This is a genomic window from Nocardia sp. CDC159 (genome assembly GCF_023740735.1).
Classification (GTDB): domain Bacteria; phylum Actinomycetota; class Actinomycetes; order Mycobacteriales; family Mycobacteriaceae; genus Nocardia; species Nocardia pulmonis.
In genome coordinates, this window is record NZ_JAMRXH010000017.1 from 1 (window position 1) to 24195 (window position 24195).

General features: G+C 69.5%; 22 protein-coding genes and 1 pseudogene. 11 read left to right on the forward strand and 12 right to left on the reverse strand.

Translation table 11 applies throughout. The features are described from left to right. Positions 1–108, forward strand: a pseudogene (locus NDR87_RS29255) (IS5/IS1182 family transposase); the annotation flags it as partial. A gap of 15 nt (positions 109–123) precedes the next feature. On the opposite strand, the gene NDR87_RS29260 reads toward NDR87_RS29255, so the two are convergent. Genes NDR87_RS29260 through NDR87_RS29270 form a run of 3 tightly spaced genes read right to left on the reverse strand, consistent with a single transcriptional unit; the run spans position 124 to position 2703 of the window. Further along, positions 124–1128, reverse strand: a complete 1005-nt coding sequence (locus NDR87_RS29260; protein WP_251917093.1) for an ATP-binding cassette domain-containing protein — start codon at positions 1126–1128, stop codon at positions 124–126. After that, complete coding sequence (locus tag NDR87_RS29265) at positions 1125–1979, reverse strand: ABC-2 family transporter protein (protein ID WP_308212165.1); 855 nt, start codon at positions 1977–1979, stop codon at positions 1125–1127. Before NDR87_RS29265 ends, NDR87_RS29260 begins: the two co-directional genes overlap by 4 nt. Next, positions 1972–2703, reverse strand: coding sequence for an ABC-2 family transporter protein (locus NDR87_RS29270; protein ID WP_251941250.1), 732 nt, complete (start codon positions 2701–2703; stop codon positions 1972–1974). Before NDR87_RS29270 ends, NDR87_RS29265 begins: the two co-directional genes overlap by 8 nt. Before the next feature lie 421 nt (positions 2704–3124). On the opposite strand from NDR87_RS29270, the gene NDR87_RS29275 reads away from it, so the two are divergent. The 5 genes from NDR87_RS29275 (at position 3125) to NDR87_RS37465 (ending at position 10945) form a co-directional block, all read left to right on the forward strand. After that, positions 3125–4243, forward strand: coding sequence for a sugar ABC transporter substrate-binding protein (locus tag NDR87_RS29275; RefSeq protein ID WP_251917089.1), 1119 nt, complete (start codon positions 3125–3127; stop codon positions 4241–4243). Then, a complete protein-coding gene (locus NDR87_RS29280; RefSeq protein ID WP_251917087.1) occupies positions 4243–5016 on the forward strand; it encodes an ATP-binding cassette domain-containing protein in 774 nt (257 codons plus the stop codon). Before NDR87_RS29275 ends, NDR87_RS29280 begins: the two co-directional genes overlap by 1 nt. Positions 5017–5033: 17 nt before the next feature. Next, positions 5034–6443 (forward strand): sugar ABC transporter permease, encoded by a 1410-nt coding sequence (locus tag NDR87_RS29285; protein WP_251917086.1) that lies wholly within the window; start codon positions 5034–5036, stop codon positions 6441–6443. After that, complete coding sequence (locus tag NDR87_RS29290) at positions 6444–7601, forward strand: ROK family transcriptional regulator (protein WP_251917084.1); 1158 nt, start codon at positions 6444–6446, stop codon at positions 7599–7601. Between the two features lie 164 nt (positions 7602–7765). Continuing rightward, positions 7766–10945: an FAD-dependent oxidoreductase gene (locus tag NDR87_RS37465; protein ID WP_286014207.1), complete on the forward strand. Its 3180-nt coding sequence runs from the start codon at positions 7766–7768 to the stop codon at positions 10943–10945. Here the strand turns inward: NDR87_RS37465 and NDR87_RS29305 are convergent. Further along, positions 10923–11906 (reverse strand): FHA domain-containing protein, encoded by a 984-nt coding sequence (locus tag NDR87_RS29305; protein ID WP_251917082.1) that lies wholly within the window; start codon positions 11904–11906, stop codon positions 10923–10925. The genes NDR87_RS37465 and NDR87_RS29305 overlap by 23 nt on opposite strands. 118 nt (positions 11907–12024) lie before the next feature. Here NDR87_RS29305 and NDR87_RS29310 point away from each other — a divergent pair, with 118 nt between their 5' ends. Further along, positions 12025–12345: a hypothetical protein gene (locus NDR87_RS29310; RefSeq protein WP_251917080.1), complete on the forward strand. Its 321-nt coding sequence runs from the start codon at positions 12025–12027 to the stop codon at positions 12343–12345. Here NDR87_RS29310 and NDR87_RS29315 read toward each other — a convergent pair. The 8 genes from NDR87_RS29315 to NDR87_RS29350 all read right to left on the reverse strand — a co-directional run bounded on the left by NDR87_RS29315 (position 12342) and on the right by NDR87_RS29350 (position 21336). Then, the gene (locus NDR87_RS29315) at positions 12342–13763 is read right to left on the reverse strand and encodes an FAD-dependent oxidoreductase (protein ID WP_251917078.1); all 1422 of its coding nucleotides are present in this window, start codon (positions 13761–13763) and stop codon (positions 12342–12344) included. The genes NDR87_RS29310 and NDR87_RS29315 overlap by 4 nt on opposite strands. An 84-nt stretch (positions 13764–13847) precedes the next feature. Continuing rightward, complete coding sequence (locus tag NDR87_RS29320; protein WP_251917077.1) at positions 13848–14246, reverse strand: gamma-glutamylcyclotransferase; 399 nt, start codon at positions 14244–14246, stop codon at positions 13848–13850. A gap of 18 nt (positions 14247–14264) precedes the next feature. Then, positions 14265–15272 carry an allantoicase gene (gene alc, locus NDR87_RS29325; protein WP_251917075.1) on the reverse strand — a complete coding sequence of 336 codons (1008 nt, stop codon included), beginning with the start codon at positions 15270–15272 and terminating at the stop codon, positions 14265–14267. After that, positions 15273–16598, reverse strand: coding sequence for an allantoinase AllB (gene allB / locus NDR87_RS29330; RefSeq protein WP_251917072.1), 1326 nt, complete (start codon positions 16596–16598; stop codon positions 15273–15275). It abuts the gene before it with no gap. A 102-nt stretch (positions 16599–16700) separates the two neighbouring features. After that, positions 16701–17849: a glycerate kinase gene (locus NDR87_RS29335; protein ID WP_251917070.1), complete on the reverse strand. Its 1149-nt coding sequence runs from the start codon at positions 17847–17849 to the stop codon at positions 16701–16703. A gap of 11 nt (positions 17850–17860) precedes the next feature. Beyond that, positions 17861–19552, reverse strand: a complete 1692-nt coding sequence (gcl, locus tag NDR87_RS29340) for a glyoxylate carboligase (protein ID WP_251917068.1) — start codon at positions 19550–19552, stop codon at positions 17861–17863. A gap of 78 nt (positions 19553–19630) precedes the next feature. After that, the gene (locus tag NDR87_RS29345; RefSeq protein WP_251917117.1) at positions 19631–20545 is read right to left on the reverse strand and encodes an NAD(P)-dependent oxidoreductase; all 915 of its coding nucleotides are present in this window, start codon (positions 20543–20545) and stop codon (positions 19631–19633) included. Then, the gene (locus NDR87_RS29350) at positions 20512–21336 is read right to left on the reverse strand and encodes a hydroxypyruvate isomerase family protein (RefSeq protein ID WP_251917066.1); all 825 of its coding nucleotides are present in this window, start codon (positions 21334–21336) and stop codon (positions 20512–20514) included. The genes NDR87_RS29345 and NDR87_RS29350 overlap by 34 nt, the downstream gene beginning before the upstream one ends. 213 nt (positions 21337–21549) lie before the next feature. Here NDR87_RS29350 and uraD point away from each other — a divergent pair, with 213 nt between their 5' ends. The 4 genes from uraD (at position 21550) to NDR87_RS29370 (ending at position 24176) form a co-directional block, all read left to right on the forward strand. Next, a complete protein-coding gene (gene uraD, locus NDR87_RS29355) occupies positions 21550–22053 on the forward strand; it encodes a 2-oxo-4-hydroxy-4-carboxy-5-ureidoimidazoline decarboxylase (protein WP_251917065.1) in 504 nt (167 codons plus the stop codon). Beyond that, a complete protein-coding gene (gene uraH / locus NDR87_RS29360) occupies positions 22043–22378 on the forward strand; it encodes a hydroxyisourate hydrolase (RefSeq protein WP_251917063.1) in 336 nt (111 codons plus the stop codon). Before uraD ends, uraH begins: the two co-directional genes overlap by 11 nt. A gap of 6 nt (positions 22379–22384) precedes the next feature. Then, positions 22385–23290 (forward strand): factor-independent urate hydroxylase, encoded by a 906-nt coding sequence (gene pucL / locus NDR87_RS29365; RefSeq protein ID WP_251917061.1) that lies wholly within the window; start codon positions 22385–22387, stop codon positions 23288–23290. Positions 23291–23411: 121 nt separating this feature from the next. Further along, positions 23412–24176, forward strand: coding sequence for an IclR family transcriptional regulator (locus NDR87_RS29370; RefSeq protein WP_308212166.1), 765 nt, complete (start codon positions 23412–23414; stop codon positions 24174–24176). Positions 24177–24195 lie beyond the last annotated feature (19 nt).

Sequence of the window (24195 nt, forward strand, 5' to 3'; positions counted from 1 at the left end):
TTCAACCGGCTCAAACAATTCCGGGAGCTGGCCACCCGCTACGCCAAACGCGCCGCCTACTACCAGGCCGAACTCACCATCGCCGCCATCATCCTCTGGCTGCGATGACTTACAGGACACGCCCTAGCCACGAACCTCCGGCAACCGCCGCAGCGCCGGGCGTATGCGCGATTCGTAGATGCGCCGCACCACGTCCTCGATATCGGGTTCCTCGATGGACAGATCGCGCACCTCCGCCCGCGCCGAGACCGCGGTGAGAAGTGCGGCGGCGGTGGTGAGCTCGGGGTCGAAGGCCAGCCGCTGCCGGATGCCGCCGCCCTCGACGTCGACCAGTTCCGCCCCCGGCATGCCGACCAGCTCGGGCGCGGGCGCGGCCAGATCGACCACCAGCACCCGGCGTACGCCCACGGTGGCGGCCAGCCCGGTCAGCGAGCCGTCGTAGGCCAGCCGCCCGTGGTCGACCACCAGCACCCGTTCGCACAGCCGCTCGATATCGCCCATGTCGTGGGTGGTGAGCAGCAGCGTGGTACCGCGCTGAATCCGTTCGTAGCACAGGAATTCGCGCAGGCGCTGTTTCGACAGCACGTCCAGGCCGATGGTCGGCTCGTCCAGGATCAGCAGATCCGGTGAATGCAGCAGCGCCGCGGCGATTTCGGCGCGCATGCGCTGGCCGAGCGAGAGCTGGCGCACCGGGATGTCGAGGGTGTCGGCCATTTCCAGCTGCTCCACCAATTCGTGGGTGCGCTTGCGGGCGTGATCCGGATCCAGGCGGTGGATGGCCGCCAGGATCGTGAACGATTCGCGCAGCGGTAGATCCCACCACAGCTGCGAGCGCTGGCCGAACACCACGCCGATCCGACCGGCGAGCTCGCGGCGCTGACGCACCGGTTCCAGGCCGCAGGTGCGGACCGTGCCGGAGGTGGGCACGAGGATGCCGGTGAGCATTTTGATGGTGGTGGATTTGCCCGCCCCGTTGGCGCCGATGTAGCCGACGGCGGCCCCGGCCTCGATGGTGAAACTCATCCGGTCCACCGCGACGAGCACTTCGCGACGGCGGCGGAAGCGACGATCGTCCCTGCGGTGCAGGACGAATTGCCGACTCAGATCGGTGATCTCGATCGCGTTCATCCGCCGCCTCCCTGGTAGTGCCGTACACCCGAGCGCCAGCAGCACAGCGCCACCAGCCAAACCCACAGCGCCGCAATCGGAGTCGCCCACGCCAGCCCGGCGGGCAGCCACGCGGGGCCGGGCAGCTCCAGCAGCGCGATGGTCGGCAGATAGGCCACGAAGGCGACCGGAACCGCGAACCCGAACAGCAGTTTCATCGGATGCCCGAAGACGGAGGTGGGCTGCTGGGCGGCGAAGGATCCGCCGTAGGTGAAGCTGTTGGTCAGCTCGGCACCGTCGATGAGGAAGAACTGCAGTCCGGCCGCGCAGACGAACAATCCGGCGAAGATGGCCGTCCCGGCCGCCAGCGAGACCAGAAGCAGGGCGAATTTGGTTCCGGTCCAGGCGATGTCGTTGTAGAGCAGCCCCGCCGCCAGCACGGCCGCGGCCACGGCGGCGCGGGTGAGCCTGCGCAGCGAGATATCGCTGGTGATGAGCTGCAGCAGCAGCGGTTGCGGGCGCAGGTGGAAGGCGTCGAGGGTGCCCATCCGGATGTAGGTGGGCAGCGTGTCGGTGTGCCCGACGGCGATCTGGGCGACCGCGAAGGACAGATTGGACAGGCCGAACAGCAACAGCATGGCGTCCATGTCCAGGCCGCCGAGAACCTTGACGTGGTGATAGATCACCCACACCTCGGCGAATTCCACCACACCGACCAGTAGGGAAGACAGCATATCGGCGGCGAACGACAGCGGATAGGCCTGTTGCGAGCGCATCCGCGAGCCCAGAACCGCCGCATAGGGGGTGAACCAGTATCCGTGCATCCCAGAGGTTTCGACTGCCTCGTCGAGTACTTCGATTGCCTCAGCCACCCTGCACCTCCAGTTTGCGCCGACCCGCGCGCAGCAGCAAGCGTCCGAGCAGCAGCGCCACCGCAACCCAGAAGATCTGGATGCACAGGATCTGGGCGACGGCGACGCCGGTGGCCCGGCCGGACAGCACATCGATCGGCCCCTGCAGCAGGGCGGGGAACGGGGTCAACATCGCGATCGTGTACAGCCAGTCCGGGAACAGGTGCACCGGGACGAACAGTCCGGCCAGGAAGGTGGCCACGATCTGATAGAGCAGCCGCAGCCCGCGCGTCTCCACGAGCCAGAAACCGACCAGCCCGACCGAGAACAGCAGCAGCGCCGAGATGGTCACGGCCAGCACCACACTCACCGCGCCCAGAACGTACGGACAGGTCTCGTGCGGCAGACCGATCTGCATGGTGAGCATTCCAGCTGCCACGCTGGGCACCCCGCGCACCAGCAGGGTGCATGCCGCTCGGCCGAGATCGGTTGCCAGATAGGAGAATTGGATATCCAGCGGGCGTAGGAAATCGATCGCGACATCGCCGTTGCGGATGCGCTCGACGATATCGGGCGGCGGGCCCATGAGCGCGAGCGCGCCCAGTAGTCCCTGTGAGAACCAGACATACGCCCCGATGGAATCGGCGTCGTAGCCGCCGAATCCGGCGGTGGTCCGCACGGCCGCGAGCATTACCGAGGCGCGGACCAGCCCGAACACCACATTGGTGAACATCCCGGCCAACATCGCCACGCGGTAGTGCCACTGCCTGCGGAACCCTGCTGCAGCCAGTCGTAAGTACACCCCGGGGTCCGCGCGCACAATCAATTCACGGTACGGCGAACGGGTTGCGTTCACAACAGGATTAGACACTTCCCGCTGTTCCGAAAGTGATACTGCACGGTTGCTGAACTGCCACGATATATGGGTCGCTCAGCAAACCCGCTCGTTCGGCCGAAACCGGTTCGGTGCGGACCGGTTTCGTGCCAGGATGCACACCTGGTGAGCGGGACCACACCGTTGTGGAATCGTGACCTCCAGTGTGAGCTGCGTCGCATATGTTGTTGCCTACAACATATGGCCGTCTTTCGTCGGGACTCCCCAACCAGAACCGAGCCGGGACACAGGGATAGGCGATCCGCGGCCGCCAGTTCGAAAGGTTCACCTGATGAGGACGAAAACGCTCGGGGCCGTCGCCGTCACCCTGGCCGCCCTGCTGCCCCTCACCGCCTGCGGTTCCAATACCTCTCGCAGCGACGGCGCCACCACCAGCCCCGGGGTTGGCGGCGCCAACGGTACCGTCGGGGTGATCCTGCCCGAGACGGCGACCTCGGCCCGCTGGGAGGGTTTCGACCGGCCGATGCTGCAGCAGGCGCTCACCGCACAGGGATTCGACGCCGATATCGAGAACGCCCAGGGCGACGTCCAGAAGTTCACCACCCTGGCCGACGGCATGATCGCCAAAGGGGTCAAGGTCCTGATCATCGCGTCGGTCAACTCCGAGGTCGGCACCGCGGTCGCCAACAAGGCGCGCAAGGCGGGCATTCCGACCATCGACTACGACCGGCTCAATCTCGGCGGCTCGTCGGACTACTACGTCTCCTTCGACAATGTCCGGGTCGGCCAGCTGCAGGGCCAGGGGCTGGCCGATGCGCTGAAGGACAAGCCGGGCGCGCAGGTGATCGAGATCCAGGGCGCGCCCACCGACAACAACGCCACCCTGTTCGCCCAGGGCCAGCACAAGGTGCTGCAGCCGCTCTACGATTCGGGCGCGCTGAAACTGGTGCACAGCCAGCCCATCGACGGCTGGGACAACCAGAAGGGCGGCCAGGTCTTCGAGCAGCTGCTCACCGGCAACGGCGGCCGCATCGACGGGGTGGTGGCGGCCAACGACGGCCTGGCCGGGGCGATCATCACCGTGCTGAAGAAGAACGGCCTCAACGGCAAGGTGCCGGTGACCGGCCAGGACGCGACCGTCGAGGGGCTCAAGGCGGTGCTGCGCGGCGACCAGTACATGACGGTGTTCAAGCCGATCAAGGACGAGGCCGAGGCGGCGGCGAAGCTGGCGGCGGCGCTGGCCAAGGGGGACAAGGCCACCGCCGACGGCCTGGCCACCGCGTCCAGCACCGACCCCAAGGGCAACCGCACGGTGAAATCGGTGCTGCTGGACCCGCATTCGATCACCCGCACCGAGGTCAAGCAGGTCGTCGACCAGGGCTATGTGAAGGCCGGTGAGTTGTGCACCGGCGATGTGGCGCAGGTGTGCACGCAGCTGGGCATCGCGTGATGTCCGAGCCTCTGCTACAGATCACCGGGCTGAACAAGAGCTTCGGTGCGGTGCACGTGCTGCACGACGTCGAATTCCTCGCTCCGGCGGGCGAGGTCACCGCGCTGGTCGGCGACAACGGGGCGGGCAAGTCGACCCTGGTGAAATGCATCGCCGGAATCCACCCCGCCGACTCCGGGACCATCCGGTTCCGCGGCGAGCAGGTGCAGCTGCGCGGTCCCAAGGACGCGGCGGCGCTGGGTATCGAGGTGGTCTACCAGGATCTCGCGCTGGCCGACAATCTCGACATCGTGCAGAACATGTTCCTCGGACGCGAGCGCGGCAGGCCGTGGTTCATGGACGAGGCGAGTATGGAGGCGGCCGCGCGGCGCACGCTGGCCTCGCTGTCGGTGCGCACCGTGAAATCGGTGCGCACCCCGGTCTCGTCGCTGTCGGGCGGTCAGCGCCAGACCGTCGCCATCGCGAAAGCGGTGCTGTGGAACAGCAATCTGGTGCTGCTGGACGAGCCGACCGCCGCGCTCGGCGTCGCCCAGACCCGCCAGGTCCTGGATCTGGTGCGCAGGCTCGCCGAGCAGGGCCTGGGCGTGGTGCTCATCAGCCACAACCTCGCCGACGTCTTCGAGGTCGCCGACCGGATCGCGGTGCTGTACCTGGGCCGGATGGCCGCGCAGGTACGCGCCGCCGAGGTCACCCAGAACCAGATCGTGGAGCTGATCACCGCGGGGCGCTCGGGCGAGCTGGGCCTGGCCCGGCCCGAGGCCGCGGTGCTCTAGTGGAGAAGGTCGTTGTGATGACTCGAGTTTCGGCCGATACGGCGGTCGCCGATTTCGGCATCGACACCACCACGGTGTCCACGGCCGAGGCCGTGCGCGCCTATATCGCGCGGGTGCGCGGCGGCGAGATCGGCTCGCTGCCCGCGCTGCTGGGCCTGGTGGTCCTGATCGTGCTGTTCACGACCATGTCGGAGGTGTTCTTCTCGCTCAACAACATCGCGAATCTGCTCGCCCAGGGTGCCGGGCAGACGATCATCGCTATGGGCATCGTCTACGTACTGCTGCTGGGCGAGATCGATCTGGCCGCGGGCACCGCCTCGGGGGTGGCGGGTGCGGTGCTGGCCATGCACTACGTCGACAACGGGAACCTGTTGTCGGGTATGGGCAATACGGTGTTCGTCGTCTTCATCGGGATGCTGGTGCTGGCGGCCGTGCTGGCCGCACTGCTGCGGATCTGGCCGGGGGTGGCGATATCGCTGCTCGGCGTGGCGATCGCGGCGGTGGGCCTGCCCGCCAACCCGTGGCTCGAGATGCTGCTGGCGGTGTGCGTCGGCACGGCCATCGGCTGCATCACCGGATTCCTCATCGCCCGCATCGGCATGCCGTCGTTCGTGGTGACGCTGGCGCTGTTCCTGGCCTGGCAGGGTGCGATTCTGCAGCTGATCGGCGAGGGTGGCGTGCTGGGTATCAGCTCCTCGCCGGTGCTCAACGAGGTGGCCAACGGAAATCTGTCGGTGCCGTGGAGCTGGGCGCTGTTCGTGGTGGCCGCGGGCGGCTATGCGGCGGTCGCGCTGGTGGGTCACTTCCGCAGGCGGGCACGGGGGTTGGTGACCCAGCCGACGCCGCTGGTGGTGGGCAGGGTGGTGGTGGTGACCGCGCTGGCGGCGGCGGCGACCGCGCTGCTGTCGGTCAACCGCTCGCCCAGCTCGCTCATCGAAATCTCCGGGGTGCCGTATGTGGTGCCGATCGTGCTGGCGCTGCTGGCCGCGGGCACCTATGTGCTGAACCGCACCACCTACGGACGGCATCTGTACGCCATCGGCGGCAACGCCGAGGCGGCCCGCCGCGCGGGTATCAATGTGACCCAGCTGCGGGCCAGCGTGTTCGTGATCTCCTCCGGCTGTGCGGCGATCGGCGCGATCGTGTACTCATCCAAGGTCGGTTCGGTGGATCCGCAGGCGGGTGGGCTCAATACGCTGCTGTTCGCGGTCGGCGCGGCGGTGATCGGCGGCACCTCGCTGTTCGGCGGCAAGGGCCGGGTGGCCGATGCGGTGATCGGCGGCGCGGTGCTGGCGGTGGTGTCCAACGGCCTGGGCCTGCTGCGCCAACCGGCCGCGGTGGTCTCGATCGTCACCGGGCTGGTACTGCTGCTGGCCGCCACCGTGGACGCGCTGTCGCGGCGGCGGGCCCAGGCGACCGGACGGTAGATGACGGTCGCCCGCCCCGACGAGGTGCGCCGATTCAATCGGGCCTCGCTGCTGCGCCTGCTGCATACCGGTGGCCCGGCCACCCGCGCGCGGCTGGCGCACGAACTCGGCCTCAACCGCTCGACCATCAAGATGCTGGTGGACGGGCTGGCCACCGACGGCGTGGTGGAGGAGCGGGTGCCGCGGCTGATCACGGGCGCGGGCCGCCCGTCGCTGCTGGTGCTGCCGCAGCCGCAGTCGGTGGTGGTGCTGGCCGTGGACGTGCAGGTCGAACACGCGGGCATCGCGCTGGTCGGGCTCGGCGGGGCGATCCTCGGGCGCAACAGCTGGAATCTGCGTGGGCCGGGCCCGGATCCGGACGAGCTGGTCTGCCGCATCGCCGAATCGGCCGCACTGCTCGCGCAGGATCTGCAGCTGCGGCCGGTGGCCGCCGGGGTCTCGGTGCCCGGGGTGGTCCGCCGCTCCGACGGGCTGGTGCACGCCGCGGCCAACCTCGGGTGGATGCAGGTGCCGTTCGGCATGCGGATGGGCCAGCTGCTCGGCGTGCCCGTGGTGGTCGGCAACGACGCCGAGCTCGGCGCGCTCGCCGAATATGTGCGCGGGGTGGGGCGCGGCGCGTCCGATGCGGTCTTCGTCTCCGCCGATGTCGGGGTCGGCGGCGGCATCATCGCCCAGGGCGCGCCGATGCGCGGATCGGCCGGATATCTCGGCGAGATCGGCCATATGACGGTGCGCCCGGGTGGGCGGCGCTGCCACTGCGGTAACGAGGGCTGCTGGGAGACCGAGGTCGGCGAGGCCGCGCTGCGCCGCGCCCTCGGCCTGCCGGAGGGCAGCCCGCGCGGGGCGATCGTGGCGGAACTGCGCGAACTGCAGCGGGATTCGGACCCGGTGGCGCGCCTGGGGGAGTACGTCGACTGGCTCATTCTCGGGCTGGTCAATGTGGTCAACATTCTCGGCGCGGAGCTGGTGGTGCTGGGCGATCTGTTCACCACGCTGCCCGATGCGGTGGTGCGGCGGGTCGAGCAGGAGGTGCTGCGCCGCAGCCTGGTGGGGCGGGCCCTGGGCGGGGTGCGGATCGAAAAGTCGTCGCTCGGCGCTGATCTGAAGTTGCTGGGCGCCGCCGAGGCGGCATTCGAAGATGTACTTGTCAGCCTTTAAGCCCTGCCTTCACACCCCAGCGAATTCGTAGTAGACCCGCCCGGTATTCGCGTACTCTTATACGCAGGTTCCGTCGCGAACCGGTCGCTAGTTAATCTCCATTGGATAACAGGTGTTCGGGCACCGTGCCGTGTCCGCATGCCGACGATCGAGGTCGATGCCGGATGTCCACCAGTGTGCGAGCCGACGACGGTGAGGGTGCCGTCCTGTCCGACCGGGCAACTCACTGGCGCAATGCGTTTCGCCGCTTCGGCGAGCGCAGCGGCATGCGCAGCGGTCCGCCGCTGATCGAGATCCGCGAGCCGGGCCGCCCGCCGCGCCGGTTGATGCTGTCGGGCCCGCGTACCTTCGGCCGCAGCGACGAGGAGGAGCCGCTGGCCGATCTGACCGTCTCGCGCAGGCATCTGCGCCTGGTGCCCAGCCCGACCGCGCTGTCGGCGGTCGACCTGGGCAGCAGAAACGGCACCACGGTCAACGGCATCCGGCTCACCGGACGGGCGACGCTGGCCCCGGGCGATGTGATCCGGCTGGGGGCCACCGAGATCATCGTGCTCTATGTGCCCTCGGCCCAGCCGGATCCGGAGCCGTCGCCCGCCGAGGCCCCGGCCGCGGCCCCGCCGCCGCCCGGTGACCGCCCGCTGTCCGCGCCCGTCCGAATCGCCAACCGGCTGCTCGGCATCGATCCGACCGGCACCCGAAATCTGTTCCCCGCCTATACCGAACTGCCCAGCCGGGTGCCGCGCCCGGTGTGGCACGCGGTGCGGATCGCCAGCATGTGCGCGTATCTGGCGGTGATCGTCGCGATGTTCGTGCGGCCCGCGGGCGGATTGTTCGCCTTCTTCGGCGTGGTCGTGCCGCTGCTGCCCGGGCTGTTCCTGATCGCGCCCGGGCTGTGGCGCAACAGCTGCCCGCTGGCCGCGGCCAATCAGGTGCCGCGGGTACTGGGGTTCACCCGGGCCAAGACCCCGCCCGAATGGCTGCGCAGGCGTGGCTATCTGGTGTCGGTCACGCTGTTCTTCGGCATCGCGGGTGCGCGGCTGGCGGGACTGGATCGCAACGGCCCGGCCGCGGGGATCGCGCTGAGTGCGGTGGCGCTCGCGGCATTTGGCGGCGGGGTGGTGTTCAAGGGCAAGAGCGGGTGGTGCAGCAGTGTCTGCCCGCTGTTCTCGCTGCAGCGCGCCTACGGGCAGACACCGTTCGTCACCGTGCCCAACAGCCACTGCCAGCCCTGTGTGGGATGTGCGAAGAACTGCTTCGACTTTCGCCCGCGCTCGGCCTATCAGGCGGATCTGGCCGATCCCGACCGGGCCTGGAGCGCGCCGCGCAAACTGTTCGCCGCCGCGCTGCCGGGTTTCGTGCTCGGCTTCTTCACCTTGACGGGGGACACCGCGAGCGCGGTGGCGCAGCGGTATTCGGTGCTGATCCTGTTCGTACTGGCCACCGTGGGCCTGTTCTTCGCGCTGGAGGCGATGACGAGGCTGAGCCCGGCCATGCTCACCGTCGGCTATGCGGCGGCGGCGCTGAACATCTTCTACTGGTTCTCCGGGCGTACCCTGGCCAACTCGTTCACGACCATCACCGGCATCGGCGCACCCTGGCTGCGCTGGCCGATCAGTGCCGCGATCGGGCTGGCCACGATCGCGTGGATCGCCCGCACCCGGGTGGTCGAACTGCAATATGCGCACAGTACCGGGGCGCGCGCCGAACCGGTGGCGCTGCCGTTTCCCCGTCGCCGCGGTGGCGCCGACGAGAAGGCAGCGGCGGCAACGGGTTCGGTGCGGTTCGAGCCGAGCGGGGCCGAGATCGCCGCCGAGGCGGGTATGAGCCTGCTCGACCTCGCCGAGCGGGCCGAGCAGCCCATCGAGGCCGGTTGTCGGATGGGGGTGTGCGGCGCGGACCCGGTCGCGGTGCTCGACGGGATGGAATGCCTGTCCCCGCCCGGCCGCGACGAGCGCAATACGCTGCGCCGCCTCGGCTTCGCCGACAACACCCGGATGGCCTGCTGCGCGCGGGTCGTGGGCGGTACGGCGAAGGTCTCGCTCACGCCGGAACCGGGCAGCGGAAACGGTTCGCGGCCCACTCGTTTCGATCGCTCCATCGTCAGCACGGTCGTGATCGGCGGTGGCATAGCCGGAGTCACGGCGGCCGATTTCCTGCGCCGCGGCCATCCGGACTGCGAGATTCATCTGGTCGGCCGCGAATCGCACGCCTTCTACAACCGCATGGGCATCTCGCGGCTGGTGTACGGCCGCTCGGCGATGCAGGGCCTGTATCTGCTGCCCGACCAGTGGTACGACGACCATCAGATCACCGCCTGGCTGAACACCCTGGCCACCGGCATCGACCTCGCCGAACGCCGGGTGTTCCTGGGCACCGGCGAGGCGCTGCCCTACGACCGGCTGATCCTGGCCATGGGCGCGAGCAGTACGGTGCCGCCGATCGAGGGGCTCGAGTATCCGGGGTGCTTCGTCTTGCGGGAGGCCGGGGATGCCATGGACATCCGGACCTATGTGCAGCAATTCCGCTGTGCGACCGCGGTCGTCGCCGGAGGCGGGCTGCTGGGGCTCGAGGCGGCGCATGCGCTGCATCTGCTCGGGTTGCGGGTGACCGTGCTCGAGCGCGGAGATCGGCTGCTGCGCAAGCAGATCGATCCGCGCTGTTCGCAGCTGGTGGCCGAGCATTTCGCGCGGACCGGCATCCGGGTGTTGACCGGCGCCGAAACCGCCGCGGTGACCGGCGATTCGGTGGTGCGCGCCGCGATGCTCACCGATGGCCGACGCCTCGACTGCGATGTATTCCTCGTCGCGGCCGGGATCCGGCCGAATATCGAACTGGCCAGGGCAGCGGGCATTCCCGTGCATCGCGGAGTGCTCGTCGACGACGGCATGCGCACCCAGGTCCCGGACGTGTACGCCGCCGGTGACGTCGCCGAACACGGCGGGCAGGTGTTCGGGCTGTGGCCGATCGCGGCCGAACAGGCGCAGATCGCCGCGGTGAACGCGCTGGGCGGGCAGCGCTCGCTGGTCGCGGAGACTCCGGCGATGATTCTCAAGGGCGTTGGGCTGGAACTGTTCTCGATCGGCAAGGTACGGGCCGGGCGGGCGGACGAGACGATCGTCGTCGAACGGCCCGGCTCGTATCGGCGGCTGCTGCTGTCCCAGGGTCGCGCGGTGGGCGCGACCGTGCTGGGCCATCATCCCGCGGAGGTGGCGGCGGTGCAGCAGGCCGTGCGCGACCGGGTGCCGGTTCCCGAGGCGGCGCGCTCGGCGTTGCGGGCCGGTGACTGGTCGGTGCTGCAATCGGCCCTGCAGACCGTGGAATTCAGTTCGTTGCCCGATAGGTGAGCACCGTATTGCCCACCCGCAGGCTCCAGCCGGGCTGCAACGCCTCCGGCCGCGGCCCGAGCCGGGTCCACTGCTCGGCCCCCGGCGCGGCGATGAAGGTGCCGGTCGGGGTCTCGTTGTCGTGCACGAAAACCGTTCCGTTGTCCACGGATACGAGCGCGTGCACGCGCGACATGCCCTGATCGGCGAAGGCGATGGGCGAGGCGGCGGCATGGCGGACCACGTCGGCGGCCATCGGATCGCGGCCGATGACATACGGTCGATCCAGCGGATAGGCCGCGCCGTCGTTGCCGACGAGCACACCGTGCGGGGTGTGATAGGTGACGGTGTCGGCGTGCGGATTGCTCAGGGCCGCAGCCGTTTGCACGCCGACGGCGCTCCAGCCGCGGTGATCGACGGGCACCGGGAGCTGGGCGGCCAGCAGCGCGGCGGCCGGGGTCGAGGATTCGCCCACGGCGCGGTGCTGGCCGGTGGTCGTGGAGCCGTCGACCAGCGCGCGCACGATCACCCCGCCGCCGGGGGCTACACCCGCGCGCAGATCGGTATGCGGCAGCTCCTCTACCGGAAGGTCGTCGTCCTCGGCGAGTACGACCTGCTGCACCGGTTCGCGGACGACCTCGTCCAGCCACGTCATCGCGCGGGTGCCCGAAAGCCGCTGGGTCTCATCGAATTTGTCGATCAGCGCCACCACCGGACCGCGCAGCAGCACCAGCACGCCCCCGGCCGTGGGCGCCACCACGCCGAACGCCGCGGCCGCCGCCGCGCCCTCCACGAAGACCGCCGCGACCAACTGCCGGACGAAGGTGGCACCCGGATCGTCGGCCTCGGCGGCCACCTCGGCCGCCTCCAGAATCCGCTCGGTGAAAGGGGTTTCGCGCGGGATGAAGACGACAATGTCCTCGAACCGGGCCACCAACCCGCTACCGCGAGCGATACCGACCTCCGCCTGCTCTCGACCCATCGGGGACTCCTTGTTCCGCACACCCACGCGACCTGCGCCGCCAAGGATAGCGCCGATGTTTCCGCGTGGGCGTTGTTGTGTTCTAGGCTGTTAGCATTCACGGCGGATCGGGGGCATCATGACCACCATGCGCGGGGTCTGCGAGCACACCGAGGGCAAGCATTTCACGGTGAACGCCATCGACCCGGGTGCGGGACTGCGCCGCGCCTTCGACGGCAAGCTGTTCGAGGAGGTGCCGCCCTTCACGGTGCTGGGCGCGCAAATTCAGGCGCCCGACCTCGACGCGCTGCACGGCGCGTGCACCTTCACCGGCACGGTCGGCCCGCAGCAGCTGTCGATGGTCTTCGACAGCGCGACCCGGATCAGCGGTCACATCGTGCCCGCGCTGGATCGCGAATGGGCGCTCGCGGGCGAGGGATACTGGCGGGCGGAGTTCTAGTCGCCCACGGCCGGTGCGGGATCGGTGAGCCCGGTGTGGATGCGGCGATCCGGATCGACCCGGCGGCGGATCTCGTCCAGTCCGGGCAGGTTCGCGCCGTAGTAGCGGGCAATCGTGTCGCCGCGCTCGAGGTAGTTGACGTAGGCGCCCGCGGAATGCGGGGCGAGGTGCTGGTGGGCGGCGGCGATCCAGGCGACGGCCACCTCGTGCGGAATCGGCTCGTAGGCACCCCATTCCACGAGCGCGGTGTGCGCGCGCCAGGGGAAAGCGCTGTCCGCGGGGGCCACGTCGCGGACCGCGCCGTCGAGCGGATTGAGTTGCACCCAGCCGGTGCCGCCCGCGCGGGAATGGTCGGTGAGCGCCGCCACGACGGCCGCGGCGGCCGGTTCGGTCAGTGCGGTCAGCACGTCGGAGCCGTTGGTGAAGGCGGCGCGGGGCTGGGTCGGGCCGCCGCCCGCGAGGTAGTCGACGGTCTCCCGATGCGAGGCGGTGCGCCGCTCGATCTTCCGCGGGGCCACGCCGACCGCCCAGATCATCTCCATGGCATGCCGGAATCCGGAGTCGGCCGGGCACACCAGCTGCATCCAGCAGCGCAGGCCGCCCTTGCCGTCGGCGTCGAGACTGACCGCCGCCCACGCCTCCCGTTCCGTCCGGTCCAGCCAGGCCGCCCAGCCGAGCAGACACCGCAGCGCCTGCTCGCCCGGAAAGACCAGGCGCACCAGATCCTTACGGGACGACGGGCAGGTGGCGTAGGTCAGTGCGGTGACCACCCCGACCAGCGCGCCGCCGCCGCGCAGCGCCCAGAACAGCTCGGGATCGGTGGCGGGCGAGACCTCGGCCGCGGTCCCGTCGGGCAGCACCACGGTGGCCGCGAGCAGCCGATCGCAGGTCAGTCCGTGGCGGCGGGATTCGAAGCCGAGGCCGCCGCCGAGGGTGAGCCCGGCCGCGCCGACCATCGGGCACATGCCGGTGGGAATGGTCTGCCCGAACCGGTCGAGTTCGGTGTAGACGGTGTGCAGCGGCGTCGCGGGCGCGATGGTCACCGTGCCGTCGCGGAAGGTCGCGCCGGTGAGCCTGCGCAGGTCGATGATCATGACGCCGGTCGCGGCGGACACCCCGGCGTAGGAGTGCCCGCCGGATCGAGCCGCCAGCGGCAGGCCGTTGTCGAGGGCGAACGACATCGCGGTGGCGACATCGTCGGCGGTGGCGACCTGCACGACGGCCAGCGGCTGCGCGCCGTCGTAGCGGGTGTTGAAGATCTGCTTGGCCGTGGCGTATTCGGATTCACCGGGCAGCACGACCCGGCCCCGCAACCGGGTGCGCAGCGCCTTCCAGTCCGGGATCGGCGGCTGGGTGGACTGGGCGGGCTGGGCGTACGCGAGGTTCGGCGCGAGCGCGGTGGCGGCCAACCCCGCCACACCCAGACCCAGCGCGCCCCGCAGGCACCGTCGACGGGAGAAGTGGTTGTCGATGGCGTCGGAGCTTAGCGCACCCTCGGCAAACTATTCGGACGACACGGCGGCGCCGGAACCGCCCCGATAGGCCCGCCAGTCGCCGATATCGGAGATATCGATCAGATCGGCCGAGCCGAGCAGTTCCCGGCGCAGCACGGTGGCCAGGCAGGCGGTGCCGTCGTCGAGTTCGATCAGGCCGAGCTCCAGTTCGGCGGGCTCGGCCGGAATCAGGTTGTCGCGCAGGGTCTCCATCGGCACGTCGTAGACCTCCCCGATGACCGCGCGGCCGTCGGTGGCGGTGGCGATCATGGCGGGGAAACGATCGGCTACCGAGAAGTACCGGTATTTCGGCGCGCTGCGGGCCACGCGCAGCAGGGGCGCACCGTCGAGTTGATGGTGCAGGCGGCCGTCGCGCATACCCTCACCGTTCAGGAACATCAGTACCATGCGGGATCTCCGTTCTGGTCAGCGGCCGGAGGTGGTGGCCGTGTAGCGGTCGCGCAACTGCCGACGCCCGATGTCGGTGAGCGGGCCGTACAGGCGCAGGCGGGCGATGCCGCCGTCGGGAAAGACGTTGAGCCGCACGCGGTGCACGGGCCGTGTCTCGGCCAGGCGGAAGCGGTGCGGGGCGTCTGGCCGCACGGGCGTGGGCGGCAGCAGGGTCACCTGGTCGCCGTCGGCGGTGTCGCCGTCGAGCGAGATACGCGCGGGCGCATTGCCCTTGTAGTGGGTGGTGTCCAGTTCGAGCACCGTGGGGGTCGCCTCGGTTGCCAAAGCGATGGCGGCCCAGTCGTTCCCGTCGTCGCGGCGGCGGCGCGATTCCCAGCCGTCGGCCATGAACCGGGAGATGCCGGGCTGGAGCATATTGTTCGGCGGGGAGAAGAAGCCGTCGCTGCAATCGAGCACCCGGCCGCCGTTGTGCAGCGCGATCAGATCGAAGGGGAGGTCGTCGAGCCACTGTGGGTCCGGGACCGCCGTGCCGTGCACGCGCAGCCGGGCGATGCCGCCGTCGGGGTGCATGTTCAGCCGCACGTGGGTGATGCGGCGTTCGGTGGTGACCTCGAACTCGTTGCGGGTGTCGCCCTTGATCGGCGAGCGCGCGACGAGCGGCTGCCAGGGGGCGGCGAGCAACTCCTCGGTCGTCGGATGGCCGGGGACGCAGGCGCCCTCGACGGAGATCTCGGGCGGGTAGTTGCCGACGAAATAGGCGGTGTCGACGACGATTCCGGCGGGGACACCGGCGATGCCGAGCCGGATGAGCGCCCAGTCGGGCCCGGGGCTGCCGTCGCGGCGGCGGCGGGTCTCCCAGCCGTCGTACTCCTGGCCCTTGTTGGTGAAGGTGTGCGGGCGGTAGGCGGGAGCCTCGTTCTTGATGAGGTTCTCGCGTTCGGCGAAGAATTCGTCGTTGGCGGCGAGCACGCTGCCGCCCACCTGCCGGGCCGCCAGATCGGGGAGCCGGGACCAGTCGCTCATCTAAACCTCTTTCCGGAGCAGGCGGCCACGAGGGTGGTCGCCGGTGATCGGTTCGCCGCGCAGCCAGGTGGAGCGCACCACCCCGCGCAGCCCGCGGCCGTGATAGGCCGAGATCGGATTGCGGTGCTGGAGGTCGGCGGCGTCGACGACGAACTCCTCGTGTGGGGCGAAGACACACAGGTCGGCGTCGGCCCCGACGGCTATGCGGCCCTTGTGTTTCAGGCCCACCAGATCGGCCGGGCCGGTGGCCAGCCAGCGGACCAGGTCGGCCAGGCCCACCCAGTCCGGAGCGGCGGTCCACATCGCGGCCAGACCGACCTGCAGGCCGGCGATGCCGCCCCACGCCTTGCCGAAGTCACCGCCGCCCGCGCGTTTCAGCGCGATCGTGCTGGGGGAGTGGTCGCTGACCACGCAGTCGATCACGTTGTCCCGCAAACCCTTCCACAGCCCCAGCCGATCGGACCGGCCGCGGATCGGCGGACAGCATTTGAATTCCGTTGCGCCGTCCGGGATCTCCTCGGCGGCCAGGGTCAGATAGTGCGGGCAGGTCTCGACGCTGACGCGCACCCCGCGCGCTCGGGCGGCGCGCAGCATGGGCACGGCACCGGCCGAGGCCAGATGCAGCACATGCACCCGCGTGTCGTAGCGTTCGGCCAGGTCGATCAGGGTGAGAATGGCGCGATGCTCGGCCTCGGCCGGGCGCGAGGCCAGGAAGTCGGCATAGATCGGCCCGTGCGGCGCCGGAGCGGCCGCGATGGTGGCCTGGTCCTCGGCGTGCACGATCAGCAGCGCATCGATCTCGGCGGTGGCCCGCACCACCGCCTCCAATTGGGCCCGATCCAGGTGACAGAACTCGTCGACCCCCGACGGCAACAGAAACGCCTTGAATCCGAACACGCCCTCGTGCGCCAGATCCGGCAGATCGGCGAGATTGTCGCCGACCGCACCACCCCAGAACCCGACATCGACATGACACTGCCCCCGCGCCGCATCCCGCTTCTGCTGCAGCGCACCGGAATTCACGGTCGCCGGAATGCTGTTGAGCGGCATGTCTATCAGCGTGGTGATGCCGCCCGCGGCAGCCGCGCGGGTGGCGGTGTCGAAGCCCTCCCATTCGGTGCGGCCGGGTTCGTTCACGTGCACATGACTGTCCACGAGCCCGGGCAGCAGCACCGAATCATCCGGTATCTCGACGATCTCGGCATCCCCGAGCCCCGCCTCGTAGGGCGCGATCTCGGCGATCCGTCCCGCCCGCACCACGACCGACGCCGCCACCTCACCGCCCGCGGTGATCACCCGGCGGGCACGAAAAACCTTGTGAATCACGAAATTGCCTTTCTGCGCCGGTCCTCCCGCCGTGCGGGCGGAAGCCGGAGACCCTGACGGCGGCGGGTCCCGGCTTCCACCCGCACGGCGGGAGCCACCGGATCATGCGGAGGTGACCTCGGGGGCGGGTAGGTGCGTGCGAGCGATGCGCTCGCCCACCTCCCGCAACAGTGCGGCGGCCTCGGACAGGCAGCGCTCGAGGTCTGGCTCGAGATCGTTCAGCGCATAGGCCGATTCGATTCCCGCGGTGCGTAGTTGGTGGTCGGGCAGGAGGCAGCGGCCTGCTACGGCGATGGTGGGGACACCGGCCTTGGCGGCGCGGGCGGCCACGCCGACGGGGGCCTTGCCGTGCAGGGTTTGGGCGTCCAGGGAGCCCTCGCCGGTGATCACCAGATCCGCACCAGCGACGGCGCGGTCGAAGCCGACCAGGTCCAGCATGACGTCGATGCCGCCGGAGCGGCGGGCGCCCAGGACCGCCAGGGCCGCGAAGCCGATACCGCCCGCCGCGCCCGCGCCGGGGCGGGCGGCGGCGTCGAAGCCGGTGCGCTTGGCGACCAGCTCGGCCCAGTGCGTCAGGCCCGCTTCGAGCACCGCCACCTGAGCGGCGTCGGCGCCTTTCTGCGGGCCGAAAACCGCTGCGGCGCCCTCGGTTCCGAGCAGCGGATTGTCGACGTCGCTGGCCAGCACCAGCTCGACCTCGCGAATGCGGGGATCGAGCCCGTGCAGGTCCAGGTAGGCCACCTCGGCCAGCCCGCCCCCGCCGGGCCGCGCGGGCCGCCCGTCGGGGCCGAGCGGCCGCGCGCCCAGCCCGGCCAGCATGCCCGCTCCGCCGTCGGTGCAGGCGCTGCCGCCGACACCGAGAACCACTGTCCGGCAACCGGTGTCCAGTGCCGCGCGCAGCAACTCCCCGACACCGAGGCTGGTCGCCGTCAGCGGCGCGGGCCGCCCGCCGGGCAGCCGCGACAATCCGCAGGCCGCGGCGGCCTCCACGACCGCGACCCGTCCGTCGTGCGCGAACCCCGCCCACACGGGCTCCCCGGTCGGGCCGCTCACCTCGATCGTGGTGCGATCGAATCCGGCGGAGACGGCCGCATCCACCGTCCCCTCGCCGCCGTCGGCGACCGGAACCCACCGGGTGCGGATCTCCGGTCGCACCCGGCGCAGCCCGGCCGCGACCGCGTCGGCGACCTCACCGGCGGTCAGCGATCCTTTGAACTTGTCGGGAGCCAGCACAATTCGGGGTGCGCTCATGGAACTACCGCCTACGCCGATTCGAATTCGCGCACGGCATCGATGGCCGGTCCGTGCGCGGTGTTGGCCTCGCGTTCGACCATGATCTCCACCAGCACCGGGCGGGAGGTGGCCTCGGCCTGTTTGCGGGCCCAGCTCAGCGCGTCGGCGATATCGCCGGGCTCGTAGACGCGTCGGCCGGAGCAGCCGTAGGCCTCCATGATCTTGACGTTGTCGGTGCCGAACTCGTCGTAGTGGATATCGACCTGATAGTTCATCTCGTACGGCAGCGACGCCTGGCGGATCAGGCCCAGATATTCGTTGTTGATCATGATGATCACGAACGGCACGTCGTACTGGGCGGCCACCGCCAGCTCCTCGACCAGGAACTGGAATCCGTAATCGCCAACCACCGCAACCACTTCCGCGTCCGGCTGCGCGGCCTTGACCCCGATCGCGGCCGGAATCTCCCAGCCCAGCGGCCCGGCCTGACCGCACACCTGATAGTGCCGCGGCAGATAGGACTTCTGGAACTGTCCCGACCAGATCTGGTAGAGCCCGATCGCGGTGACGAAATAGGTGTCCTCGCCGAAGGTCTCGTTGATCTCCTTGAACACCCGCGGCGGCTTGATCGGGGTGACGTCGAAATCGTCACGGCGAGTGAGGGTTCCGCGCAGCTCGGCCAGCCGTGCCACCCAGTCCCGGTATTCCCGCAGCCGTTTGCTTCCCCGCGCCTCGGCCAGCAGGGCGGTGAGGAACGGCCGGACATCACTCACCACACCGAGATCCGGACCGAAGACCTTGCCCAGCTGGGTGGGCTCGATATCGACATGGATGAACTTGCGATCGCCCCGGTACACGTCCAACTTGCCGGTATGCCGGTCGCCGAAGCGCGCGCCCAGCGCCAGCACCAGATCCGACTCCAGGAATGCCGCATTGGCCCAGCGCTGGCTGGTCTGCACGCCGGTGATCCCGGCGAACAGCTCGTGATCCTCGCGGAACGCGCCCTTACCCATCAGCGTCACCTGCACCGGAATGCCCAAAAGCTCGGCCAGTTCCAGCAATTGGTCGTGCGCCTCGCCGATCACCACGCCGCCCCCGGCCAGGATCAGCGGCCGCTCGGCGGCCAGCAGCATATCCAGTGCCCGGCGCACCCGCGGCGGATGCGGCAGCACCCGCGGCACCGGCAGCGGCGCATCAATGCTCGGATCCCACTCGATCTCCTGCTTCTGCACATCGATCGGCAGGTCGATGAGCACCGGACCGGGGCGACCCGAGCGCGCGATCCGGAACGCCTCCCGGAAGATCCACGGCGCCTGCGCCGCCTCCTTCACCTGCACGGCCCACTTGGTGACCGGTTCGGCGATGGCGACGATGTCGACGGCCTGGAAGGCCTCCTGGTGCAGCTTGGCCGATTCGGCCTGACCCGTGATGCACAGGATCGGAATGGAATCCGCGTGCGCGGTGTAGAGGCCGGTGATCATATTGGTCCCCGCCGGACCCGAGGTACCGATGGCCACGCCGACATTGCCGGTGGTGCGGGCCCACCCGTCGGCCATATGGGTGGCGCCCTCCTCGTGGCGCACGATCAGATGCCGCATATCGGTCCTGCGCATGGCGTCGTAGAGCGGCAGGATGGCCGCGCCCGGGCAGCCGAAGCTCACGTCGACGCCCTCCGACAGCAGCACATCCATGACGGCCTGCATGACCGGGACTTTCGCCATTTCTTCCAATTCCCTTCTGATACAACGTTTCCGGCGCGCGACGATCCGGCCGTCTCGGATGTGCGCGCGGTGCGCGGACTACTTCTCGCCGCGCCCGTTGAGGTTCTCGATCACCTTCAGCAGGGCCGAGTGATCCAGCGATCCGTGGCCCTGGGCGCGACCGGCCGCGATCAGCGAGGCCACCAGCGCCGCGGTCGGCAGCGCCACATCGCCCTGCCGCGCGGCGTCGGCGATGATGCCCATATCCTTGTGGTGCAGGTCGATTCGGAATCCGGGGGTGAATTCGCGGGCCACCATCGTCTTGCGCTTCACCTCGAGGATGCGGCTGCCCGCCAGGCCCCCGGCGAGGGCGTCCAGGCCCTTTCCGGCGTCCACGCCGAGCGCCTCCATGAGCACGATCGCCTCGGCGACCAGGGCGTAGGTGCCGCCGACCACCAGCTGATTGGCGGCCTTGACCACCTGCCCCGCACCATGCGCGCCGACATGGACGAAGGTCTTGCCGACGGCCTCGAAAATCGAAGTGGCCGAGGCGAAGTCGTATTCGGTGCCGCCGACCATGATGGACAGGGTGGCCTGCTCCGCCCCCACCTGACCGCCCGATACCGGCGCGTCCAGCACCCGGAATCCGGCCGCGGCGCCTGCCTCGGCGATGGCGATCGAGCTCTCCGGCCGGATGGTCGAGAAGTCGATCAGCAGCGCGCCCTGCGGCGCGTGGGCGAAGACGCCGTCCTCGCCGAGCACCACCTGTTCGACCTGCGGGTGGTTGGGCAGCATGGTGATCACGACCTCGGCATCCTTGACCGCCTCGGCGATGCTGCCCACGCCCCGGCCGCCGTCGGCCTCGAGCCGCCGGTAGGCGTCGGTGTTGAGGGTGTGGCCGAGCACCTCGTGTCCGGCCTTGGCCAGATGGCTCGCCATGGGCGAGCCCATGATGCCGAGTCCGATGAATCCGATCCTGGTCATGGGGTGACTCCTTGTCGCGTGGGCAGCCAGGCGAAGCTGTCGGCGCTGGCGCCGGAGGGGACGTATTCGGCGGCGACGTGACCGCGGTAACCGGCCGCGCCGAGCTTGTCGACGTAGCCGAAGATGTCGAGTGCGCCGGTGCCGGGCTCGTGGCGGCCGGGTGCGTCGGCGATCTGGACGTGGGCGATCCGGTCGTGGTGGCGCGCGATGACCTCGTCGAGGTCGTCGCCGTTGACCGTGAGGTGGTAGAGGTCGGCGAGCAGACCCAGATTCGCCGCCCCCTGCGCGGCGCGCACCCGGTCGAGTACGCCGATCACATCGGCGGCCGACTTCAACGGATAGGCCGCCATCCCACTGACGGGCTCCAGCAGCACCGTGCCGTCGATCTCGGCGATCGCGCGGGCCGCGAGTCCCAGATTGCGCAGCGCCACCTCGTCCTGCTCGGCCGGGGCCACACCCTCGATTCGGTTGCCGTACAGGGCGTTGAAGGCCCGGCAGCCCAGCCGTCCGCCGATGCGCACGGCCCAGCCGACGCTGTCGGCGAATTCCTGCTCCCGCCCGGGCCACGACACCAGGCCGCGGTCGCCGCCGGGCATGTCACCGGCGAACAGGTTGAGGCCGATCAGCCGCACCCCGGCCTGGTCGACGGCCCGGACGAAGGCGTCGACCTCGGCGGGGTCCGGTGTCGCGGTGGCGAACGGCCACCAGAACTCCACCGCCTCGAAACCGGCCGCACGGGCCGCCGCGGGACGGTCCAGCAGGGGGAGCTCGGTGAACAGGATGGACAGGTTCACCGCGTAGGGAAGGGGTTCTCGTGTCATGCGGTCTCTTCTCTCGATGCCGCGATATAATTCCATATTATGGAAACTTAGTTCCGTAATTCGACGGTAGCGGCATCCAGGTGTGGCGGTCAACACTTTTCGCGAACCTCGACGAACCTCGGCGAACCCGTTGACAGCGGGCTGCTACCGCTCCTAGATTCGATCAAACGGAATTTGATTTCCGCATCGCAGAATTTCTCGGAGGTGTGGACGGTGACGGAGCCGCTCACGATCGCCCGGATCAATCAGCTGCCCGCCCAGGTCTGGCGGGCGTCCCTGAAAGACGTCGTGGGCGTGACGGAATGGATCGACAAGGTGGCCGCGGCCCGGCCGTATGCCGGGCGCGGCGGGCTGCTGGAGCTGGCCGAGCGGGAGGTGCTCGCGCTCACCGAGGCGCAGATCCGCGCCGCGCTGGCCGACCACCCCCGCATCGGCGGGACGACCGCGCCCGGTTCCCAGGCCGCGCGCGAACAGTCCGGCGTGGACGGTTCCGACACAGATCTGGCCGAGCGGCTGCTCGCGGGCAACCTCGCCTACGAGGCGAAATTCGACCACATCTATCTGGTGTGCGCCGCCGGGCGCAGCGGGCCGGAACTGCTCGCCGACTTGACCACCCGGCTGGACAACGATCCGGGGACCGAAATCCTGGTCACCCGAAAGGAACTCGCCGCCATCGCACGAAAGCGGCTGGAACGGATGGTTATTCATGAGCCGTAGCGCCATCACCACCCATGTGCTCGACACCGCGGGCGGACATCCGGCGCGTGGCGTCGCGGTCCGGCTCGAGGCGCGTGGCGACGACGGCTGGCGCGAGTTGGCGGTCGGGCGCACCGACGACGACGGCCGGGTCGGATCGCTCGGTCCGGAGCGGGTCGAGGCCGGTGACTACCGCCTGATCTTCGACGCCGCCGCCTATTTCGGCGAGCGCGACCGATTCTTCCCCGAGGTGACCGTGACCTTCACCGTCACCGATCCGCGGCAGCACCACCATGTGCCGCTGCTGCTGTCCCCGTTCGCCATTTCCACCTATCGAGGGAGCTGAACTTCCATGGCCATCCAGCTCGGGCCGAACCAATACGGCAAGGCCGAGAACCGTCTCGTGCGGGTATTCCGCGACACCGCGCGGCACAGCATTCGCGATCTCAATGTCTCCACCTCGCTGCGCGGGCGATTCGCCGACGCGCACATCACCGGCGACCAGCGCGACATCCTGCCCACCGACACCCAGAAGAACACCGTCTTCGCCTTCGCCAAGGAGAAGGGCGTCGAGGCGATCGAGGACTTCGGCCTCACCCTGGCCGACCATTTCATCGCCCGCTGCCCCGGCGCGGACGGCGCGCGGATCGAGATCGATGAATACGCCTGGGACCGCATCCCGGTGGACGGCCTCGGCCACGACCATTCGTTCGTCCAGAGCGGCGGCGGCGTGCGCACCACCGTGATCAATGTCGACGGTGTCGGCCCGGACCGGCGCGCGCACGTGGTATCGGGCATCAAGGATCTGGTGCTGCTGAAGTCGACCGGCTCGGAATTCCACGGCTTCTTCTCCGACCGCTACACCAGCCTCGAGGAGACCAGGGATCGGATCATGGCCACCTCGCTGGTGGCCCGCTGGCGCTACAACCATACGGACGTGAACTGGGACAAGTCCTACGACTCGATTCGCTCGATCCTGTTGCGGCAGTTCGCGGCCGTGCACTCCTACGCGCTGCAGCAGACCCTCTACAGCATGGGCCGCGCGGTGCTCGAACAGCACACCGAGGTCGCCGAGATCCGCTTCTCCGCGCCCAACAAGCACCACTTCCGCTACGACCTCGATCGCTTCGGCATCGACAACCCGGGCGAGGTGTTCATCGCCGCCGACCGGCCCTACGGCCTGATCGAGGCGACCGTCGAACGCGACGACGCCACCGATCCCGGCAGGGCCTGGCACGGGATTCCCGCCTTTTGCTGAGCGCGGAGCGTGGCTGCTGGTGGTCCTCGGCGCGATCGGGGCGCTGTGCCTGGTCATGGTCGTCCGGTGAGATGCGACTGCGATGATAGGGGGCATATCGACCCACGAGGGAAGGATCGCCGTGACCGAATCGCGTGCCCGAGCGGGCGGGGTGCAGTCCGTCGATCGTGCCTTCGAACTGCTGGAACTGGTCGCCGACGCCGGAGGTGAGGCGACGCTGTCACAGCTGGCCGAATCCTCCGGATTGCCGCAGCCCACGATCCACCGGCTGCTGCGCACGCTCATCGCCGGGGGCTACATCCGCCAGCAGCCGTCGCGGCGATACGCGTTGGGGCCGAGGCTTATTCGGCTCGGTGAGACGGCCAGCCGGGTACTCGGCGCCTCGGCCCGTCCGCATCTGACCCGGCTGCGCGATCTCACCGGCGAGACCGCCAATATGGCCGTCCTCGATGGCGATCAGGTGGTCTACGTCGCGCAGGTCCCGTCCCCGCACGCCATGCGCATGTTCACCGAGGTGGGCCAGCGGGTGGATCTGCACTGCACCGCGGTCGGCAAGGCCGTGCTGGCCACGCTCGCCCCCGGGGAGGCCGACCGCATCCTGTCCCGAATCGCCATGAGCCCCCGCACCACCCACACCATCACCGACCCGGCCGTCATGCGCACCGAGATCGACCGCATCCGCATTCAGGGCTACGCCGTCGACGACGGCGAACAGGAGATCGGCGTGCGCTGCTTCGCCGTTGCCATCCCGAACGCCCCCACCCGCGCGGCCATCTCGATCAGCGGACCCCAGGCCCGGGTCTCCGGCCTGGATATGGACAAGATCATCCCCCTTCTCCAGGAGACCGCCGCCCATATCGGCCGCGACCTCGTCGCCGCGGGCTGAGCCGGATCGGAATCGGCCG

Bases quoted from the DNA above. Each gene is read 5' to 3' on its own strand.
- NDR87_RS29320 (WP_251917077.1), bottom strand. From the start codon at position 14,246: ATGGTACTGATGTTCCTGAACGGTGAGGGTATGCGCGACGGCCGCCTG.
- NDR87_RS29310 (WP_251917080.1), top strand. From the start codon at position 12,025: ATGACCACCATGCGCGGGGTCTGCGAGCACACCGAGGGCAAGCATTTC.
- gcl (WP_251917068.1), bottom strand. From the start codon at position 19,552: ATGGCGAAAGTCCCGGTCATGCAGGCCGTCATGGATGTGCTGCTGTCG.
- alc (WP_251917075.1), bottom strand. From the start codon at position 15,272: ATGAGCGACTGGTCCCGGCTCCCCGATCTGGCGGCCCGGCAGGTGGGC.
- NDR87_RS29290 (WP_251917084.1), top strand. From the start codon at position 6,444: ATGACGGTCGCCCGCCCCGACGAGGTGCGCCGATTCAATCGGGCCTCG.
- uraH (WP_251917063.1), top strand. From the start codon at position 22,043: ATGAGCCGTAGCGCCATCACCACCCATGTGCTCGACACCGCGGGCGGA.
- NDR87_RS29275 (WP_251917089.1), top strand. From the start codon at position 3,125: ATGAGGACGAAAACGCTCGGGGCCGTCGCCGTCACCCTGGCCGCCCTG.
- NDR87_RS29350 (WP_251917066.1), bottom strand. From the start codon at position 21,336: ATGACACGAGAACCCCTTCCCTACGCGGTGAACCTGTCCATCCTGTTC.
- NDR87_RS29305 (WP_251917082.1), bottom strand. From the start codon at position 11,906: ATGGGTCGAGAGCAGGCGGAGGTCGGTATCGCTCGCGGTAGCGGGTTG.
- NDR87_RS37465 (WP_286014207.1), top strand. From the start codon at position 7,766: ATGTCCACCAGTGTGCGAGCCGACGACGGTGAGGGTGCCGTCCTGTCC.
- pucL (WP_251917061.1), top strand. From the start codon at position 22,385: ATGGCCATCCAGCTCGGGCCGAACCAATACGGCAAGGCCGAGAACCGT.
- NDR87_RS29335 (WP_251917070.1), bottom strand. From the start codon at position 17,849: ATGAGCGCACCCCGAATTGTGCTGGCTCCCGACAAGTTCAAAGGATCG.
- NDR87_RS29285 (WP_251917086.1), top strand. From the start codon at position 5,034: ATGACTCGAGTTTCGGCCGATACGGCGGTCGCCGATTTCGGCATCGAC.
- NDR87_RS29280 (WP_251917087.1), top strand. From the start codon at position 4,243: ATGTCCGAGCCTCTGCTACAGATCACCGGGCTGAACAAGAGCTTCGGT.
- NDR87_RS29270 (WP_251941250.1), bottom strand. From the start codon at position 2,703: ATGTTGGCCGGGATGTTCACCAATGTGGTGTTCGGGCTGGTCCGCGCC.
- NDR87_RS29260 (WP_251917093.1), bottom strand. From the start codon at position 1,128: ATGAACGCGATCGAGATCACCGATCTGAGTCGGCAATTCGTCCTGCAC.